A 15,580-nucleotide genomic window follows, 5' to 3' on the forward strand; every position below is an offset into this window, starting at 1 on the left:
GGAACGTCAGGCCGCCCTCGTGGCGCCGCGTCCGCTCGTTTCTCCCACGGCAATAACGCAAGCGCCAGCATGTGGCGCCACGCGTGGGGAATGGGTGGAACAGTGTTCGCGGCAAAGCTGATGATCAACAACGAGCCGATGGATGCTTCCGAAGGGGCCACCTTCGAACGCATCGATCCGCTGACCGGCGATGTCGCAACGATCGCCTCGGCAGGATCCGTTGCCGACATGACAAGGGCAGCCAATGCGGCCGCGGCAGCCTTTCCGAACTGGTCGCAAACCGGTCCGGGCGAGCGGCGCAGGCTCCTGAATGCCGCAGCCGATATCCTTGAGGCCCGCACGCCCGAACTTATCGCCGCCATGACCGGCGAAACCGGCGCCACCGCGCAATGGGCGGCGATCAATTGCGGGCTCGGCGCGGATATTCTTCGCGAGGCGGCGGCGATGACCACGCAAATATCAGGCGAGCTCATTCCCTCAGGCATTCCGGGAAGCCTCGCCATGGCGGTCCGCCAACCGGCGGGCGTCTGCGTCGGCATTGCCCCCTGGAATGCACCTATTATCCTCGGCACCCGCGCCGTTGCCATGCCGCTTGCCTGCGGCAATACGGTCATCCTGAAGGCCTCAGAACTCTGCCCGAAGACCCATGGCCTGATCGGCGACATCCTGCGTGACGCCGGCTTTCCGCGCGGCGTCATCAACGTCGTCTCCAATGCGCCGAGCGATGCCGCCGCCGTCGTCGATGCGCTGATCGCCCATCCGGCCGTCCGCCGCATCAACTTCACCGGCTCCACCCGTGTCGGCAGGATCATTGCCGAATCCGCGGCAAGGCATCTCAAGCGCTGCCTGCTTGAACTCGGCGGCAAGGCGCCGTTCATCGTCCTTGCCGACGCCGATATCGACGAGGCCGTCAGTGCGGCCGCCTTCGGCGCCTTCATGAACCAGGGCCAGATCTGCATGTCGACCGAACGGATCATCCTCATGGACGAGATCGCCGACGGCTTCGTCGGCAAGTTCCGCACGAAAGCAGCAACCCTCGTCGCCGGCAACCCCAAGGACGGCAACACGCCGCTCGGCACACTGATCAACACTGAGGCCATCCGGCGTGTCCGGTCGCTCGTCGAGGATGCCCTGCAGAAGGGCGCGGTGCTCGTCTGCGGCGGCCAAGCCAACGGCACGCTGATGGACGCGACCGTCATCGATCACGTGACGCCTGCCATGCGCATCTACCGCGAAGAGAGCTTTGGACCGGTCGCGGCGATTGTCCGGGTCGGCAGCGTCGACGAGGCCATCACGGTTGCCAACGACAATGAATACGGGCTTTCGGCCGCCATTTTCAGCGCCGACGTCAATGCAGCACTTGCCGTTGCCATGCGGCTCGAATCCGGCATCTGCCACATCAACGAAGCCACAGTTTCCGACGAGCCGCAAATGCCGTTCGGCGGCGTCAAATCAAGCGGCTACGGCCGCTTCGGCGGCAAGGCCGCGATCGATGAATTCACCGAGCTCAGATGGATCACCATGGCATCGGGAAAACGGCACTACCCGATCTGAATTCAGATCGGCCGACATGAACACTGGGACCGGGCTGGGAGGCCCGCATCAAGAGGGAGGAATGATTTCATGAACGGCATTTTCCGCAACGGTAAATTCAACGCGGCATCGCTGAGCCGCCGCTCTTTCATCGCATCGACAGTGGCGGGTGGCGCGGCGCTGGCGCTTTCCGGCCGCACGGCCTTTGCTCAAAGCAGCGATACGTTGAAGGTCGGCTTCATCAGCCCGCGCACCGGCCCTCTCGGCGGCTTCGGCGAGACGGACGGCTATGTGCTGGAACTGGCGCGCAAGGCGCTGGCGAACGGCCTGCAGGCGGGCGGCAAGACCTGGAAGGTTGACATTCTCGACCAGGACACCCAGTCCGATCCCTCGCGCGCCGGCCAGTTGGCGAAGGACCTGATCAACAACCAGGCGATCGACCTGATGCTCGCCGTCTCGACGCCCGAAACCATCAATCCGGTGGCCGACGCCTGCGAAGCGGCCGGCATTCCCTGCCTCTCGACGGTCATGCCCTGGGAAGCCTGGTATTTCGGCCGCGGCGCCAAGCCGGGCGCGCCCTCGCCGTTCAAGTGGACTTACCATTTCGGCTTCGGCGTCGAAGAGTTCCACAAGGCCTATGTTTCGCAGTGGAACCTGATCGAGACCAACAAGAAGGTCGGTGTCATGTATCCCAACGACGCCGACGGCAATGCGATCCGCGCCCATCTGGCGCCGGCGCTCGCCAAGGAGGGCTTCACCATCGTCGATCCCGGCGCCTATGAAACCGGAACCACCGACTTTACCGCCCAGATCGCTCTCTTCAGGCAGGAGGGCGTGGAGATCTTCAATTCGTTCCCGATACCGCCCGACTTCGCCGCCTTCTGGCGTCAGGCCGCGCAGCAGGGCCTCACCCAGCAGATCAAGATCTGCCAGATCGCCAAGACAGGCCTGTTTCCGTCCGACATCGAGGCGCTCGGCGACCTCGGCCTGAACATCGGCAGTGCCGCCTACTGGCACAAGGCCTTCCCCTACAAATCCACGCTGACGGGCGTATCGGGAACCGAACTCGCCGACGGCTATGAGACCGCAAGCGGCAAGCAGTGGACGCAGCAGCTCGGCGCCAGCCTTGCGCTTCTCGACGCCGGCTTCGATGCGCTGAAGGCCAGCTCAGACGTCAAGAGCAAGGAGGCCGTCGCCAAGGCAATCAGCACGCTGAAGACCACCACGATCGCCGGCAAGGTCGATTTCACCAGCGGCCCCGTCGCCAACGTCTCTCCCGGACCGATCATCGGCACGCAATGGGTGAAAGCGCCGGAGGGCTCGAAATTCGCGCTCGACTACGTCGTCACCGAAAACGCCACCGACCCCAATGTCCCGGTCGGCGCCAAGCTCACCGCTTACAATGGATAACCAAGTGCAGCGACAGGAAGCGCAAAGACGGCCGGGGGGAGCCTTTCTCTCGGCCAAGGGGATCTACAAGCGGTTCGGCGCGCTCGTGGTGCTGGAGAATCTGGATTTTTCCATGGGCGAGGGAGAGGCGGTCGGCATTGTCGGGCCGAACGGCGCGGGCAAGACGACCCTGCTCAGCGTGCTCGCCGGCGCCTTCCCGCCGAGTGAGGGAAGCATCACCTTCGACGGCGCCGACGTCACGCGCCGGACGGCGGCGGAACGCTGCCGGTCCGGGCTCGTCCGGACCCATCAGATTCCCAAACCCTTCAGCGGCATGACGACCTTCGAAAATGTCTTCGTCGCCGCATCGCACGGCAATGCCGCAAGCCGCGACGAGGCCTATGAGCGCGTGGTGGATTCGCTTTCGCTCTGCGGCATGCTTGGCGTCGCCAACCGGCCCGCCGACACGCTCGGCCTGCTGGATCGCAAACGCCTGGAGCTTGCCCGTGCGCTTGCCACGCAGCCGAGGTTGCTGCTGCTCGACGAGATCGGCGGCGGCCTGACCGACGGCGAGGCGAGCGAGCTCGTCGAAACCATCCTCGAATTGCGCCGCCGGGGCATCGGCATCGTCTGGATCGAGCATATCGTTCATATCCTCCTGCAGGTGGCGGAGCGGCTGATCTGCATGGACGCCGGCAGGATCATCGCCGATGGCGAACCGAAAATGGTCATGAGCCATGCGGAGGTGGTCAAGGCCTATCTCGGAGGGACACCCGCATGAGCCTTCTCTCCATCCGCGACCTCGACGTCCGCCACGGCCTGCTTCAGGCGGTGCGCGGGGTCAGTTTCGATCTTGCCAAAGGCGAAGTGCTGGCGCTGGTCGGTGCGAACGGCGCCGGCAAGACGACGCTGCTCAGATCGATCGCCGGGGCCCATCTGCCATCCTCCGGCCGCGTCCTTCTCGACGACGAAGATCTGGCCGCCGTCCCGTCCCACAAGCGGATCGCCAAGGGCATCGCCCTGGTGCCGGAAGGCCGGCGCCTGTTTTCACAGATGACGGTGGAGGAAAACCTGCTTCTCGGAAAGACCTCCGGCCGCAAGGGCGAGTGGGACATCGATCGTGTCCTCGACGCCTTTCCGAACCTGAAACCCCGCCGTCATGCCAAAACAGGACATCTCTCGGGCGGGGAACAGCAGGCGACCGCCATCGGTCGGGCGCTGATGAGCAATCCCGATATTCTTCTCCTGGATGAGGTCTCGCTCGGGCTTTCGCCTCTGGTCGTCGATCGCGTCTATGCCCAGTTGCAGGCACTGCTCACCTCGGGAACGACCATCGTGCTCGTCGAGCAGGATCTCGCCCGCGCCATGAGCGTGGCAAGCCGGGTCATCTGCATGCTGGAAGGACGCATTGTCCTCGACAGGCCGGCGGCGGCCGTCACGCGCGAGCACGTCACCCAGGCCTATTTCGGATTGCACCGGGCAGCCGGCGAAAGGAGCGCATCGTGATCAATACCTTGCTCCAGGGCATCCTGCTGGGCGGCTACTACGCCGTCATAGCCTGCGGACTGTCCTTTATGTTCTCCGTCATGCGGATCATCAATCTTGCGCATGGCAGCCTGGCGGTTGCAGCCGCTTACGGATTGTGGCTGCTCGCCGCCAAATTCGGCATTCCGCCCTTCGCCGGCCTGCTGATCGTGCTGCCGGTCATGGCGGCCATCGGCTGGCTGTTGCAGCGCTTCATCCTGGAACAAAGCGCCCGCGGCGGCACGCTGCTGCCGATCCTGACGACCTTCGGCCTGTCGATCGTCATCGATAACCTGCTGTTCGAGCAGTTCGGCGCCGACACCCGCTCGCTCGCACCGTTCATCGGCAACCTGTCCTATGCTTCCTGGCAACTGCCGGGCCACATCTTCGTCGGCAAGCTTGCCGTGATGATGATGGTGACGGCAATCCTCATTCTCGGCGGGCTGCAGTTCTTCCTGAGCCGCTTTGCGCTAGGTCGCGCCATCCGCGCCACGGCGGAAGATCCCGATACGGCCGGGCTGGTCGGCATCGACGCCCGCAGGGTCAACGCCATCGCCACGGCGATCACCATGGTCACGGTCGGGATCGCCGGTGCTTTTCTCGGGATGCGGGCCACCTTCAGCGCCTATGCCGGCGGCCCACAGCTTCTCTTCGCCTTCGAGGCGGCCGTCATTGGAGGAGCGGGATCACTATGGGGGACGCTTGCCGGCGGCATCGTTCTCGGTCTTGCCCAATCGCTCGGCGCGCAATTGCATCCGCAAGGCTTCCTGATCGGCGGCCATGCCGTGTTCCTGCTGGTGCTTTTCGTCAGGCTGTCCCGGTTCGGCATGCCGGTTCTCGATAAATTTGGCGCCTCTCTCAAACTGCGCACCCGTCTCCGGAGCCCGACATGAGCCCCAACGCGACCCTTGCCTCCACCGGAATATCGATAGAGCGCTGGACGAAATCGTCGCGGGTGGCGCTTGGCTGCATGGCCGCGGTGCTCGCCCTGCTGATGTTTGCCCCCGCCGTGCTCGGCGCCGGTGCGATCGACCGGATGACAGCCCTGTTCATCTACGTGATCCTTGCCGCCATGTGGAATGCGCTTGCCGGTTTCGGTGGGCTCGTCTCGGTCGGCCAGCAGGTGTTCTTCGGCCTCGGCGCCTATTTCACCATCCGGCTGGCCGATGCGGGGCTCAATCCCTTCGTCTCGCTGTTTGCCGCCGCGGTGGTGACCGGCGCGCTGTCGATCCCGCTTTCGCTGTTCATGCTGCGCCTGAAGGGTGGCGAGTTCGCGATCGGCATGTGGGTCATAGCCGAACTCGCCCATCTGCTCGTCAATCTCGACCGGCTAATCCAGGGAGAAACGGGAACCTCGCTGATTTCGCTCAATGTCTATGACGGCAACACGCGGCGGGCAACGATCTACTGGCTGGCCTTGATAGCCATGGCCGCCCTGCTCGGCGCTCTCTTCCTCCTGATGCGCAGCCGCGCCGGTGCCGCCATGCAGGCGATCCGCGACAATGAGGAGGCGGCGACCTCGCTCGGCGTGCGCGTGATCGCCACCAAGAGGCTGCTCTTCGTGCTCGCCGCCTTCGGCATCGCGGTCGCTGGGGGCCTGTGGCTGGCGACCGCCACCACCTTCCAGCCGAAGACCTATTTCAGCGTCCAATGGACGGCCTACATGATCTTCATGGTGCTGGTCGGCGGGATCGGCAAGTTCGAAGGCGCGATCCTTGGCGCCATCCTGTTCTTCGTGATCGAGACCTTCTTCGGCGCAGCCGGCGTCTGGTACCTGATCGGCCTCGGCGCCACCGCCGTGATTTTCTCGCTCTACCTGCCGCGCGGCCTTTGGGGCGAAATCGAGCGCCGTTTCGATTTTCAACTTCTGCCCGTCGGCTATCGGCTGAAATTGCCCGGTCCGCATAAAATCAAATGGGAAGAATGAGCCGGCTTGCTCCCAGATTCTCTTGCGAAAGGTGACGTTCATGCTTTTTGGTAAAACGATCCTGGTGACCGGAGTGGCTTCCGGCATCGGCGCCCGCACGGCGGAACTGGCCGGCCAGATGGGCGCCGAGGTCATCGGCGTCGATGTGCGCGAGCCTGCCAGTGGAAGTGCCACCTTCATCAAAGGTGATCTGTCCACCGCATCAGGCGTTGCCGACATCGTCGCGCAGCTTCCAGCGCGCCTCGACGCGCTCGCCAATGTCGCCGGCCTTTCCGGCAGCACCGGCGTCGTCTCGACGCTCGCCGTCAATTTCTACGGGCTTCGCGCCCTCTCCGAAGCCGTGGCACCCCGCCTGCGCGAAGGCGGCGCCATCGTCAACGTCGCCTCGATCGCCGGCTACGGCTGGCGCGCCAATCTCGAGCGGGCAAAGTCGCTCGCCGGCATAGACGGCTTTCCCGAAGTGGCGGCGGTTGTCGCCGAACACGGCCTCAAGGACGAGGAAGGCTACCCGCTTTCCAAGGAACTGCTGCTGCTGTGGACCATGCGGGCAGCCCATCAGCCGCTGTTCAAAAACCGTGGCATCCGCGTCAATGCCGTCAGCCCCGGACCGGTGGAAACGCCGATCCTCAAGCAGTTCCGTGCCGTGCTCGGCGACGCCAGGGTCGACAGCGACATCACCCGCGTCGGCCGGGCCGGCACCTCCGCCGATATCGCGCCCGCCGTGCTCTTCCTCTGCTCGGATGGCGCGCGCTGGATCAACGGCGCCAACATTGCCGTCGACGGCGGCCTCGAAGCTTCCATCAACGCCGAAGTTCTCGGCTTCTAGTTCTTGTCCCCAGGAGATCTCCGATGAATATTTCCCTCCTCATAAATGGCGCCGACCGCGCAGCCTCCGGCGGCCGGACCTTTGATCGTATCGATCCCTTCACCGAAAAGCTCGCAAGCCGCGCCGCAGCGGCAGACCTGGACGACGTTGCCGCGGCCGTCAATGCCGCCTCCGCTGCCTTCGGCGCCTGGTCGAAGACCGGCCCCGGCCAGCGCCGCGCAATCCTGATGAAGGCTGCCGATATCATGGATTCCAAAGTCGGCGAGTTTACCCGGCTGATGATCGAGGAGACCGGCTCAACCGCACCCTGGGCCGGTTTCAATGTCATGCTCGCCGCCAACATCCTGCGCGAGGCCGGTGCGATGACGACGCAGATATCAGGCGAAATCATCCCTTCCGACAAACCCGGCACGCTCGCCATGGGCGTTCGCCAAGCTGCGGGCGTCTGTTTAGCGATTGCCCCCTGGAATGCGCCCGTCATCCTCGCCACCCGCGCCATCGCCATGCCGATTGCCTGCGGCAACACCGTTGTCCTCAAGGCATCCGAACAATGCCCCGGCACGCACCGGCTGATTGCCACTGCGCTGACCGAAGCGGGCCTGCCGGCCGGCGTCATCAACGTCCTCACCAACGCGCCGGAGGATGCGCCTGAGATCGTCGCCGCGCTGATTGCCCATCCGGCCGTCAGGCGCGTGAACTTCACCGGATCAACCAAGGTCGGCAAGATCATCGCCGAGACCTGCGGCAAACATCTCAAGCCCGCCCTTCTTGAGCTCGGCGGCAAGGCGCCGCTTGTTATCCTCGACGACGCCGATATCGACGGTGCCGTCAATGCCGCTATTTTCGGGGCCTTCATGCACCAGGGCCAGATCTGCATGTCGACGGAGCGGATCATCGTCGACGAGACGATCGCCGATCAGTTCGTCGCCAAACTGGCCGCCCGCGCCAGCCAGCTGCCGGCCGGCGACCCACGTGGCCACGTCGTTCTCGGCTCACTGATCAGCCTCGACGCCGCGAAGAAAATGGAGGAGCTGATTGCCGATGCGACGGCCAAGGGTGCAAAACTCGTGGCCGGCGGCAAGCGCTCGGGCACCGTGGTCGAGGCGACGCTGCTCGATCATGTCACGCCCGAGATGCGTGTCTATGCGGAAGAATCCTTCGGCCCAGTGAAGCCGATCATTCGCGTCTCCGGCGAGGACGAAGCCATCCGCATCGCCAACGACACCGAATACGGCCTGTCCTCCGCCGTCTTCAGCCGGAATGTCCAGCGGGCAATGGCAGTTGCGGCGCGGATCGAATCCGGCATTTGCCACATCAATGGCCCGACGGTGAACGACGAGGCGCAAATGCCCTTCGGAGGGGTCAAGGGCAGCGGCTACGGCCGCTTTGGCGGCAAGGCGGCGATCGCCGAATTCACCGACCTGCGCTGGATTACGGTAGAGGATTCCGCCCAACACTATCCCTTCTGAGCTGGTTTGACAGACGTCACCGTGTCACGACGCCATTGCGGTCGTGACACGGCCTATGCTCAGACAGGCGAAAGGGATTTCGCACCGCCCTTAAAAAGATGCTTCAGCGCTTCGATATGGCGTGGGCGGCGACCCGCGACTGCGATCGATCCGAGTTCAGCTCTCCAGCCATTGAACGATAAGCTTGGCCGCCGCCCGCTTGCGCCCCACACGAGTGTCGGCGGCGCCGGTGTCGAAATCCAGGCCGTTTTTCTCGCGCACCTGCCTCAGCCATGTCGGAAAGGCATGAAGATTTCCGCGCCCGAGAACTGGGAAACCGCGATCGTTCCGGTAGTTCTTTGTTTCGCTTTCCGAGAACTCTCCGCGCTCGGCCATGCGCGCGCTCAGCTCCCACTGCCAGTCCGGGTTCGGCCGGATCTGCAATCGCACGACGTTCTTGGCGATCAACGGATGGCCTTCGGTGCCACGCAGCGGGACCGCAATATGGATTTCCCAGTCCTCGTCATCGCCAAATGGCCGGCCCAGCTTTTGCGCCAGGGCGACGGATTCGGTGGCATTGCGGCGAGCCAGCTCAATGTCCTTGAGCTGCCGCGCCAGCGAGCGGAAATGCTCTTCGTCAGGCTCGGCATCCGGCAGGACTGTCTCGACATAGCGGTGCAACATCGCACGTTGCTCGACGCGCCGCATAAGATCATATTTGCCCTCAATCATATCGGCAACAAGCTCGGCGCGAGTCGCCTTGTTGAGCAGGCAGATAAACACCATACCCCAGAAGCTGAGATTGGTGACATTATAGAGATCTTCGCCATAACGTCGGTCGTGGCGATAGCCCAGATGCTGGAAAACCTCGAGAATGCGCACCGCCTCGTCGGCAAAGGGAACAAACTTTGCCTTCTTGTCGCGCTGGGCGGGCATCGTCGTATAATTGCCGACCTGCGCGATGAGCTTGAGCCGCGCCTTCAGCGCCTTGGCCGAAATCGTCTCGCCGCTCGGCAGGGCGCCGGTATCGTCGAAACCGAACACGAACAGAAGCTTGTGCCGCCGCGACATCTGGATGACGCCGCCAAGATCGAGAAACGGCAGCATGCGCCGATAGGCCTCGAGCAGCAGCGGCATTTCCTTGTCTCCGACCAAGGGTGCGCCGCCGGCAATGCGCATGAAATGGAAATAGAAATCGATCTGCTCGTTCGGATCGAGCAGCCCGGAAACTTTGGTCGCCAGAGGCCGATGCGATAATGATTGGCAGGCCAAAATTTCCCCTGGCGCCGATCGGCAAAGGCTTCGTTCTCGTCGGCAATGAATGTCCGCAGCAGCTTTGCGTCGGTGTCGGTCATGGTGTGCCCCTATCGAAGTTCAATGGCGCGTCGGCAAGCGGAATAATAGGAAAGCATACCAAAGCCGTTAGTACGCGACATTGTCGCCATGCTCATAGAACGTGAATGCGTTGCCGTCGTAACGGAACGCATGACGATCGGTCGCTATCCACAGAGCGTTATCAGACACACTGTCGAGGCTGATGACCTGTGTCTTGTCGTCCAACTGTCCATTCGTGAGCAGTCTCACACGAGAAACCTTCGAGCACATAAAGACCGTGTAAGGTTCCCAAATAGGTCCTCCCCTGGAAGCTGCGGACCGACCAGATGTAATCGCCGGGGAAAAATTCTCCCAAGCTACGGAAGCCAGCCCGGGCATTGCCGGTCAAAACGGTGCCGTTCTCGCCCACGACCAACACTTCGTCGGCTGAGACGCAATGCATGGCGGTCAGGATGGCATCTGTTCTGATGTCGATCTTGGCCCAGGCCTTTCCGTCGTAGGGGAAGAGATTTCCGCCGTTGCCGCAAACATAGATGTCTGTCTCGCTTATGCCGCCAATATCGTTGAAGTTAGGTGCTTGCCGCATCGATTGCGTGAACTGGCGCAACATGTCGTCGGAAATCGACGCCGCATCTGGAAACGGCGGGCTGAGAGCGCTTTTGCCAAGTTTCGCCAGTTCTCCATCGATAGGTGTCCAATTGGTCTCGTCGCGCCGATAGACCTGTCCGTAATTGCCACAGACAAACAAAGTAGAGCCTATCTCTCTGATCCGCGTCACCGCGCCCAGAGCGCGCTCCCATCAGACCTGCGCCGGAGATTTTTTCATAGGTCTCATTCACGGAGTTCGCGATCTCGATGTCCCCTTCCCCTGTCAGGGCACAGGCTGCGCGTCTCACCCCTTGCCGTTCCCTGCGCAGGCATAGCGACACCACCTGTTCGCTGGGCCAATCCCGGTAGTGCCACACGTCTTCCGTTTCTGGGCACAGGTAGTAAAGACGGGTAAATTCCGCATCCTTCGGCAGTTCGTCAGGGATCGTCGCAATAACGAAGATGTCGTCGGCTGCAGCGCAAGCGACAACAAATTTGATGGGTACGACCATTAGCTCTCCTTAGCGCGAACCGGCGCTGCCGAGCGCCGGCGAACGCTGCGCAAATATGCTCCCGCCCATTGCAGGCCAGCCGTAAGCCGAGGCAAATTTACCGGACGCCACCAGCGGGGATCGTTTGGGAGACAATTTGCTGCTGCCCTCCGACTTCGACTGCGAATGAATAGTAAATCTCGTCAGGCATGTGCGAGACAGCCTCCGAAATTTTCAGTTTTTGATAATGATCAGCGGTATTTTTCCCCGCATTCCTATCTCGAAAATAGATCTCGTTCTGAGAAAGCTCGCCGAGGCCTCGCCGGAGCTGCGGCGTGAGGGCTTTACCGCTATCGTCATAAATTGCCTTGTATGAATCCGTGCTGGTTGCCGCCAACAATATGTTCCAGATGTCCTCCGGCGCAGACCTGGCTTCCAGAATCAGCTCGACCGCGTTTTGAGGCATGTCCACGCCGGCCGCGCGATAGATCTCCTCTAGATCGTGGGGCGGGGGATCGGTTCGGCTTCGGCTCGTCAAATCCATCAGCAGTGCGACATCGAGCGAAAATGTGAAGTGCCGTCCTGTCTTGTGCCAGAGATTGACGGCTCCCAAGCTCGAATATCCGAAGGCGGCGAGGTCATCGGCATTCATTTCCGGCACATTGGCCAGGATCTGGCGGAAGAAGCCCTCGAAAAGAGCCCGGTGTGCACAGCCAGTAGTTCCTGTTTGCATAGTACCCCACGCCATATTGCATCCAGAACTCTCGCAAGTCTTCCGGAACGCGCCCAACGGCGCCTTCCGCTTCGGCCTCGGAAATCCGTCTTGCCTCGTGGGGTTTGCCTCGCGCCTCAAGAAACTCTGTTACGGTCATTCGTGTCTCCTGAAATCGCGATCTCGATTACCGTTATGGTAAAGCCCGGTTTCAACCCAGCTATTCAAACCTTCGAAGCCACCTCCGCGTTTCCTCGATCTTGTCGTATGGTTCCGGTAGGACAAAAAGGCCTCGCCGATAATCGTTGAAACGAACGGGCTCCAAGACTTTCGCGACGCGGCGATAATCGTCGAGAACCAGACCGCGGTTGACATCGCCCAGTTGCGGCTCGCTGCCTGCCTGTATAATCAGGCCGCCGTCGATCCCGTGGATCGGGCAAGACTCACCGAGTTCTTTGGCAAGGGCGCCCTGCCCTCCCAGCTTCCCGACAATCTCTTCGTTGATGACGGTCAGCCAGTTGATTGACTTGATCTGACGGCCATCGCCGAGATCCGATTCTACTTCGAAATGAAGTGGATCGGAAAAATCCAATCCAGGGAAACGTTTGAGGGGGGGCAGCACGGTCTCTGCGACAGTATTGCTGCCCGCAAAAACCCCATGCTCGAACAAAAGACTATAGCCCGCGCTGCCATGAAGTAGCTCGACCGATGACGCCCACCGCTTCGTGAGATCGAACAAAATGCCGTAGCCGCGTTCTGCCACAAAGGATGCCGGAAAATAGGCGCAGATCATCGATCTTCCAAGCAGGCTCATGGGATCGGGGCCGGCACACTTGAAAGAAATGCTTAAAGGCGTCGGCTCATCGACAACTTTTTTGCCAGGATATCCGAACACCATTGCGTCCATGGGTTCGGTTGAACTCAGCTTCCGCGCGATATTTTCATAATAGTCCAAGTAATCGCTGCCAGTGATTTTCGTAAGGCGGCTCGTATTCAGCTTGAGAAAATGCGACAGCGCATCCGTAAACAGCGCATGATATTGACGGAGCATGTCGCAGAGTATCAGTCTAGTTCGGCTTTCGCTTCCGCCCAGAAAGAACAGCTCCACCGCAAAACCGATGCGGGTCTCCACAAAACCATGGCCATTGGCAAATGAGAAGCCGTCGATCTGAGCGGCGAGTTCCTTGGTTAAATGCATTGCGTCACTCAAGGAAATACCCTCACTGCGTTGCAAGCGTTGTTGCTGTTCCGAGTCCCAAAGCTCCGAGCGCGACCGCGCCGCATGGCTCCAGAATCGCGCAAGCGACAGCGCCGATGCCTGCTACTGTTACGCCGAGCGCAACACCGGCCTTTTGCCAGTTACTCATACCTTCCTCCTGGGGGCTGTTACAGGTTGAGTTTGCTGCGCACCGAATGCCACGGCACACTTGGCATGGCCGGCGAGTTCACAGCCCACGTGATCCTTGTTGACCGATTGCTCCTCCGGCGCGGTAATCTAGCCATCCACGAGGAAGTCGACACTCGGCATGTCCATCGAATTCCGCATTGTATTCGGCATCGCATACCACTGCCCGTTCAGACTTTCAGATCGAACTTGTTGGTCGCGGCTGCGTAAGCCGGCAGAAGTTTTGCCAAGGTTTCGTCAAACGGAACCGGCAGCGCATTCTGGAAGCGGCAAAGCGGCGTGGCGTTGAACAGGGGGTAATCCAGCGGCGGCAGATCCAGGCCACGTTGCTGGCGGAGCCGGCATGCGGCTAGCAATTCGACCGGGAAGAACCACAATTCTTCTTCGTTGACGACGTCGTAGTCATCCGTCCCACACCCCGATGCATGGAAGTCCGCAGCTTTTGCCAATGCCTCGCCGAATGTATGGGGTCGCGGATCGAAGAGCGTTTCGAGCAATGGGGAAAATTCACCCATTTCTCCGTCATCCGGCTCCAGATCATAGGCCTCGTCGCTCCCCCGCCACGCCTTGTAGAGTTTGACTGAAAGCCATGGCAGATATTGCGGCAGACCTTTCCACGCGACAGCGCCGTTACCGTCGGTCTGTGCGTCCCACCGGTCGAAAATCGTCTCGGCCAGGCGGTTTGCATGGCTCAGCCAACCAAGCGCCAGCATGGTGGAAACTTCGGTGAACGGCCGCATTGGAAATTTGTAGCCGGCCGGATCGTCCGATTCCATGACCGCATGCGCACATTCGTAGTGCCAGAACCGGTAAATGCCGGACCGCGCAATCTCGTCGGCAGGATAAAGGGCTTCGTTAAGGCTCTTGTTCATCGCCATCCGCATATGCCAGCTTGCGATGGAACCGAGCGCATCCGGAACCAGCTTCTTTTCGCTCTTCCCGTCACGAATGAATGGCTCGATCGTTTCAGAAAGCGGTTCGTCGTAGAGAATTTCCTTGTTGAAGGAATCCTCGACCCAGTCCCGGATGTTGCGCTTCTCTTGGTTCAGGTTTGCTGTAATCGTCTGCGCGACCGATGGCATTTTCAATCTCTTACAAAAATTTCGCTGTCAAAACATGTCCATTGTATCGGGGCGGGGAGCCCCGCCATCCTCAAATTTTCATCGGTTTATACTCGGAGAGATCAACCCCGCCTTCTCGCGGTCCGGATCGCCATATGATGGACCGATCGGTTCGACTGCCCTCCGCGTATGCGCTTCCAGCTTCCCGTACGAATTCGAACAGGAATATGAAATTGGCTGGAAAGGCGACTTCTTCGTTCAGGATAAGGGGGTTCTCTCCCAGAGTCTCCGCAATATGTTTAATCACATCGCGGGGCCTTTCCTCGAACACAGAGATACCGCGGTATTTCAAGCTCCGCACTTTTGTGTCCACCAATATTTCCACCAGACGATCAGAGTCGTAGGTCAGAACAAGTGGATTATTATCCCCACGCACTTCCGTTTCGCCGGCGGCGGAAGGTCCACTTTCTTGATAGACAGAAAGAATTTCCTGCTTTTCTTCAGCAGTCAGACCCTCTCCCAATTCAGCTAAGGTAGACTGAAGTATATCATCTGGAATTTTGTCGGAAGAAATCCCTTTCGAGGTTCCGTAGATGGAACTGAAGCGATCGACCTGTGACCGGCTCATCCCAAACCTCAACTTGCCAAGGCCGATTTTTGGCTCGATCCGCCAATGTTGGGATTCATTCATTTTCCAATCCCCATTCCGCGACGTCCCCCGCCCCTATGGCGCCTTCAACAGCAACTCCGGCGGCACCGCCAACCAGCTCCCTGCGCCACCCCGCGACTATATTCGATCCAGAAATCTATCATGGCGTCAGCAGTTTTCCACAATAGCTCTCAGCCCGTAGCTGACCGTCGTACCATCTTTGAGCGGCGCGAATTCACCCAGCACTTGCTGAAAGAGGCGCTTTCAGATGGCCAAGGCCGGCGCACCCTCAAGCTAAGTCTGTGACGGCTCAGCCAATCAGCTTCCGCTCGCGCAAATGGTCGAGATACTCTGGGTTGGATTCCTCGAAGATTTCCTCACCTTCCCCCATATAGGCTCGCAACAACGGGTCAGTGCTTTCCTCCTGACGGCCAAGATCGTAAAGGCATGTGCCTATACCAAGTTGGACGAAGCTGTTGGCATAGCCGTCGCTGCTAGCCGCAGCTTGCTGAAAGGATTCTAGCGCTCCGATGAGATCGCCGTCTTCTCTTTGCGCGTCACCAATGGAAGCATGAAGCCAGATCGCCGCGTCCCATTTACGCCGCGGTTCAGGCAATAACTTTAGAGCCGAGCGCCATGTCGAAATTGCCGCTTTTGCATCTCCGCGATCAAGGAAATCGTTCCCCTGCTCA

The 15,580-nt window shown here is 60.7% G+C and carries 17 protein-coding genes; 8 read left to right on the forward strand and 9 right to left on the reverse strand.

Annotation, left to right across the window (positions count from 1 at the left end; genetic code table 11):
- Window positions 1–90: 90 nt before the first annotated feature.
- From ELH03_RS27050 to ELH03_RS27085, 8 genes are all read left to right on the forward strand, one after another.
- Window positions 91–1,554: an aldehyde dehydrogenase gene (locus ELH03_RS27050; RefSeq protein WP_128403398.1), complete on the forward strand. Its 1,464-nt coding sequence runs from the start codon at window positions 91–93 to the stop codon at window positions 1,552–1,554.
- Window positions 1,555–1,623: 69 nt separating this feature from the next.
- Window positions 1,624–2,943, forward strand: a complete 1,320-nt coding sequence (locus tag ELH03_RS27055; RefSeq protein ID WP_128411132.1) for an ABC transporter substrate-binding protein — start codon at window positions 1,624–1,626, stop codon at window positions 2,941–2,943.
- A complete protein-coding gene (locus ELH03_RS27060; RefSeq protein ID WP_128403400.1) occupies window positions 2,936–3,703 on the forward strand; it encodes an ABC transporter ATP-binding protein in 768 nt (255 codons plus the stop codon). The genes ELH03_RS27055 and ELH03_RS27060 overlap by 8 nt, the downstream gene beginning before the upstream one ends.
- Window positions 3,700–4,428, forward strand: a complete 729-nt coding sequence (locus ELH03_RS27065; RefSeq protein WP_128403401.1) for an ABC transporter ATP-binding protein — start codon at window positions 3,700–3,702, stop codon at window positions 4,426–4,428. The genes ELH03_RS27060 and ELH03_RS27065 overlap by 4 nt, the downstream gene beginning before the upstream one ends.
- Entirely contained in the window at window positions 4,425–5,339 is a 915-nt protein-coding gene (locus ELH03_RS27070) for a branched-chain amino acid ABC transporter permease (protein WP_128403402.1), read from the forward strand. Before ELH03_RS27065 ends, ELH03_RS27070 begins: the two co-directional genes overlap by 4 nt.
- A complete protein-coding gene (locus tag ELH03_RS27075) occupies window positions 5,336–6,373 on the forward strand; it encodes a branched-chain amino acid ABC transporter permease (protein WP_128403403.1) in 1,038 nt (345 codons plus the stop codon). The genes ELH03_RS27070 and ELH03_RS27075 overlap by 4 nt, the downstream gene beginning before the upstream one ends.
- Window positions 6,374–6,413: 40 nt before the next feature.
- Window positions 6,414–7,199, forward strand: a complete 786-nt coding sequence (locus tag ELH03_RS27080; protein ID WP_128403404.1) for a coniferyl-alcohol dehydrogenase — start codon at window positions 6,414–6,416, stop codon at window positions 7,197–7,199.
- 23 nt (window positions 7,200–7,222) lie between these two features.
- Entirely contained in the window at window positions 7,223–8,668 is a 1,446-nt protein-coding gene (locus tag ELH03_RS27085; protein ID WP_128403405.1) for an aldehyde dehydrogenase, read from the forward strand.
- A gap of 156 nt (window positions 8,669–8,824) precedes the next feature.
- Here ELH03_RS27085 and ELH03_RS27090 read toward each other — a convergent pair whose 3' ends face one another.
- The 9 genes from ELH03_RS27090 to ELH03_RS27125 form a co-directional block, all read right to left on the reverse strand.
- Window positions 8,825–9,919 carry a hypothetical protein gene (locus tag ELH03_RS27090; RefSeq protein ID WP_233943412.1) on the reverse strand — a complete coding sequence of 365 codons (1,095 nt, stop codon included), beginning with the start codon at window positions 9,917–9,919 and terminating at the stop codon, window positions 8,825–8,827.
- Window positions 9,920–10,163: 244 nt separating this feature from the next.
- Window positions 10,164–10,760, reverse strand: a complete 597-nt coding sequence (locus ELH03_RS27095; protein WP_128411129.1) for a beta propeller repeat protein — start codon at window positions 10,758–10,760, stop codon at window positions 10,164–10,166.
- Window positions 10,761–11,179: 419 nt separating this feature from the next.
- The gene (locus ELH03_RS27100; RefSeq protein WP_165420530.1) at window positions 11,180–11,809 is read right to left on the reverse strand and encodes a hypothetical protein; all 630 of its coding nucleotides are present in this window, start codon (window positions 11,807–11,809) and stop codon (window positions 11,180–11,182) included.
- Entirely contained in the window at window positions 11,700–11,933 is a 234-nt protein-coding gene (locus ELH03_RS27105; protein ID WP_128403408.1) for a GAD-like domain-containing protein, read from the reverse strand. The genes ELH03_RS27100 and ELH03_RS27105 overlap by 110 nt, the downstream gene beginning before the upstream one ends.
- A gap of 60 nt (window positions 11,934–11,993) precedes the next feature.
- Window positions 11,994–12,983 (reverse strand): type VI immunity family protein, encoded by a 990-nt coding sequence (locus ELH03_RS27110; protein WP_128403409.1) that lies wholly within the window; start codon window positions 12,981–12,983, stop codon window positions 11,994–11,996.
- 10 nt (window positions 12,984–12,993) lie between these two features.
- The gene (locus ELH03_RS37550) at window positions 12,994–13,140 is read right to left on the reverse strand and encodes a hypothetical protein (protein WP_164902115.1); all 147 of its coding nucleotides are present in this window, start codon (window positions 13,138–13,140) and stop codon (window positions 12,994–12,996) included.
- A 208-nt stretch (window positions 13,141–13,348) separates the two neighbouring features.
- Window positions 13,349–14,260 (reverse strand): hypothetical protein, encoded by a 912-nt coding sequence (locus tag ELH03_RS27115; protein ID WP_128411127.1) that lies wholly within the window; start codon window positions 14,258–14,260, stop codon window positions 13,349–13,351.
- Window positions 14,261–14,330: 70 nt separating this feature from the next.
- The gene (locus ELH03_RS27120; RefSeq protein ID WP_128403411.1) at window positions 14,331–14,930 is read right to left on the reverse strand and encodes a hypothetical protein; all 600 of its coding nucleotides are present in this window, start codon (window positions 14,928–14,930) and stop codon (window positions 14,331–14,333) included.
- 268 nt (window positions 14,931–15,198) lie between these two features.
- Entirely contained in the window at window positions 15,199–15,504 is a 306-nt protein-coding gene (locus ELH03_RS27125) for a hypothetical protein (RefSeq protein ID WP_128403412.1), read from the reverse strand.
- Between the last annotated feature and the right edge of the window lie 76 nt (window positions 15,505–15,580).

It is taken from the genome of Rhizobium beringeri, assembly GCF_004306515.1.
GTDB lineage: Bacteria > Pseudomonadota > Alphaproteobacteria > Rhizobiales > Rhizobiaceae > Rhizobium > Rhizobium beringeri.

Coding starts and splice junctions, on each gene's coding strand:
- ELH03_RS27075 (WP_128403403.1), top strand. CDS start 5,336: ATGAGCCCCAACGCGACCCTTGCCTCCACCGGAATATCGATAGAGCGC.
- ELH03_RS27065 (WP_128403401.1), top strand. CDS start 3,700: ATGAGCCTTCTCTCCATCCGCGACCTCGACGTCCGCCACGGCCTGCTT.
- ELH03_RS27115 (WP_128411127.1), bottom strand. CDS start 14,260: ATGCCATCGGTCGCGCAGACGATTACAGCAAACCTGAACCAAGAGAAG.
- ELH03_RS27050 (WP_128403398.1), top strand. CDS start 91: ATGGGTGGAACAGTGTTCGCGGCAAAGCTGATGATCAACAACGAGCCG.
- ELH03_RS27105 (WP_128403408.1), bottom strand. CDS start 11,933: ATGACCGTAACAGAGTTTCTTGAGGCGCGAGGCAAACCCCACGAGGCA.
- ELH03_RS37550 (WP_164902115.1), bottom strand. CDS start 13,140: ATGAGTAACTGGCAAAAGGCCGGTGTTGCGCTCGGCGTAACAGTAGCA.
- ELH03_RS27120 (WP_128403411.1), bottom strand. CDS start 14,930: ATGAATGAATCCCAACATTGGCGGATCGAGCCAAAAATCGGCCTTGGC.
- ELH03_RS27085 (WP_128403405.1), top strand. CDS start 7,223: ATGAATATTTCCCTCCTCATAAATGGCGCCGACCGCGCAGCCTCCGGC.
- ELH03_RS27080 (WP_128403404.1), top strand. CDS start 6,414: ATGCTTTTTGGTAAAACGATCCTGGTGACCGGAGTGGCTTCCGGCATC.
- ELH03_RS27100 (WP_165420530.1), bottom strand. CDS start 11,809: ATGGCGTGGGGTACTATGCAAACAGGAACTACTGGCTGTGCACACCGG.
- ELH03_RS27055 (WP_128411132.1), top strand. CDS start 1,624: ATGAACGGCATTTTCCGCAACGGTAAATTCAACGCGGCATCGCTGAGC.
- ELH03_RS27060 (WP_128403400.1), top strand. CDS start 2,936: ATGGATAACCAAGTGCAGCGACAGGAAGCGCAAAGACGGCCGGGGGGA.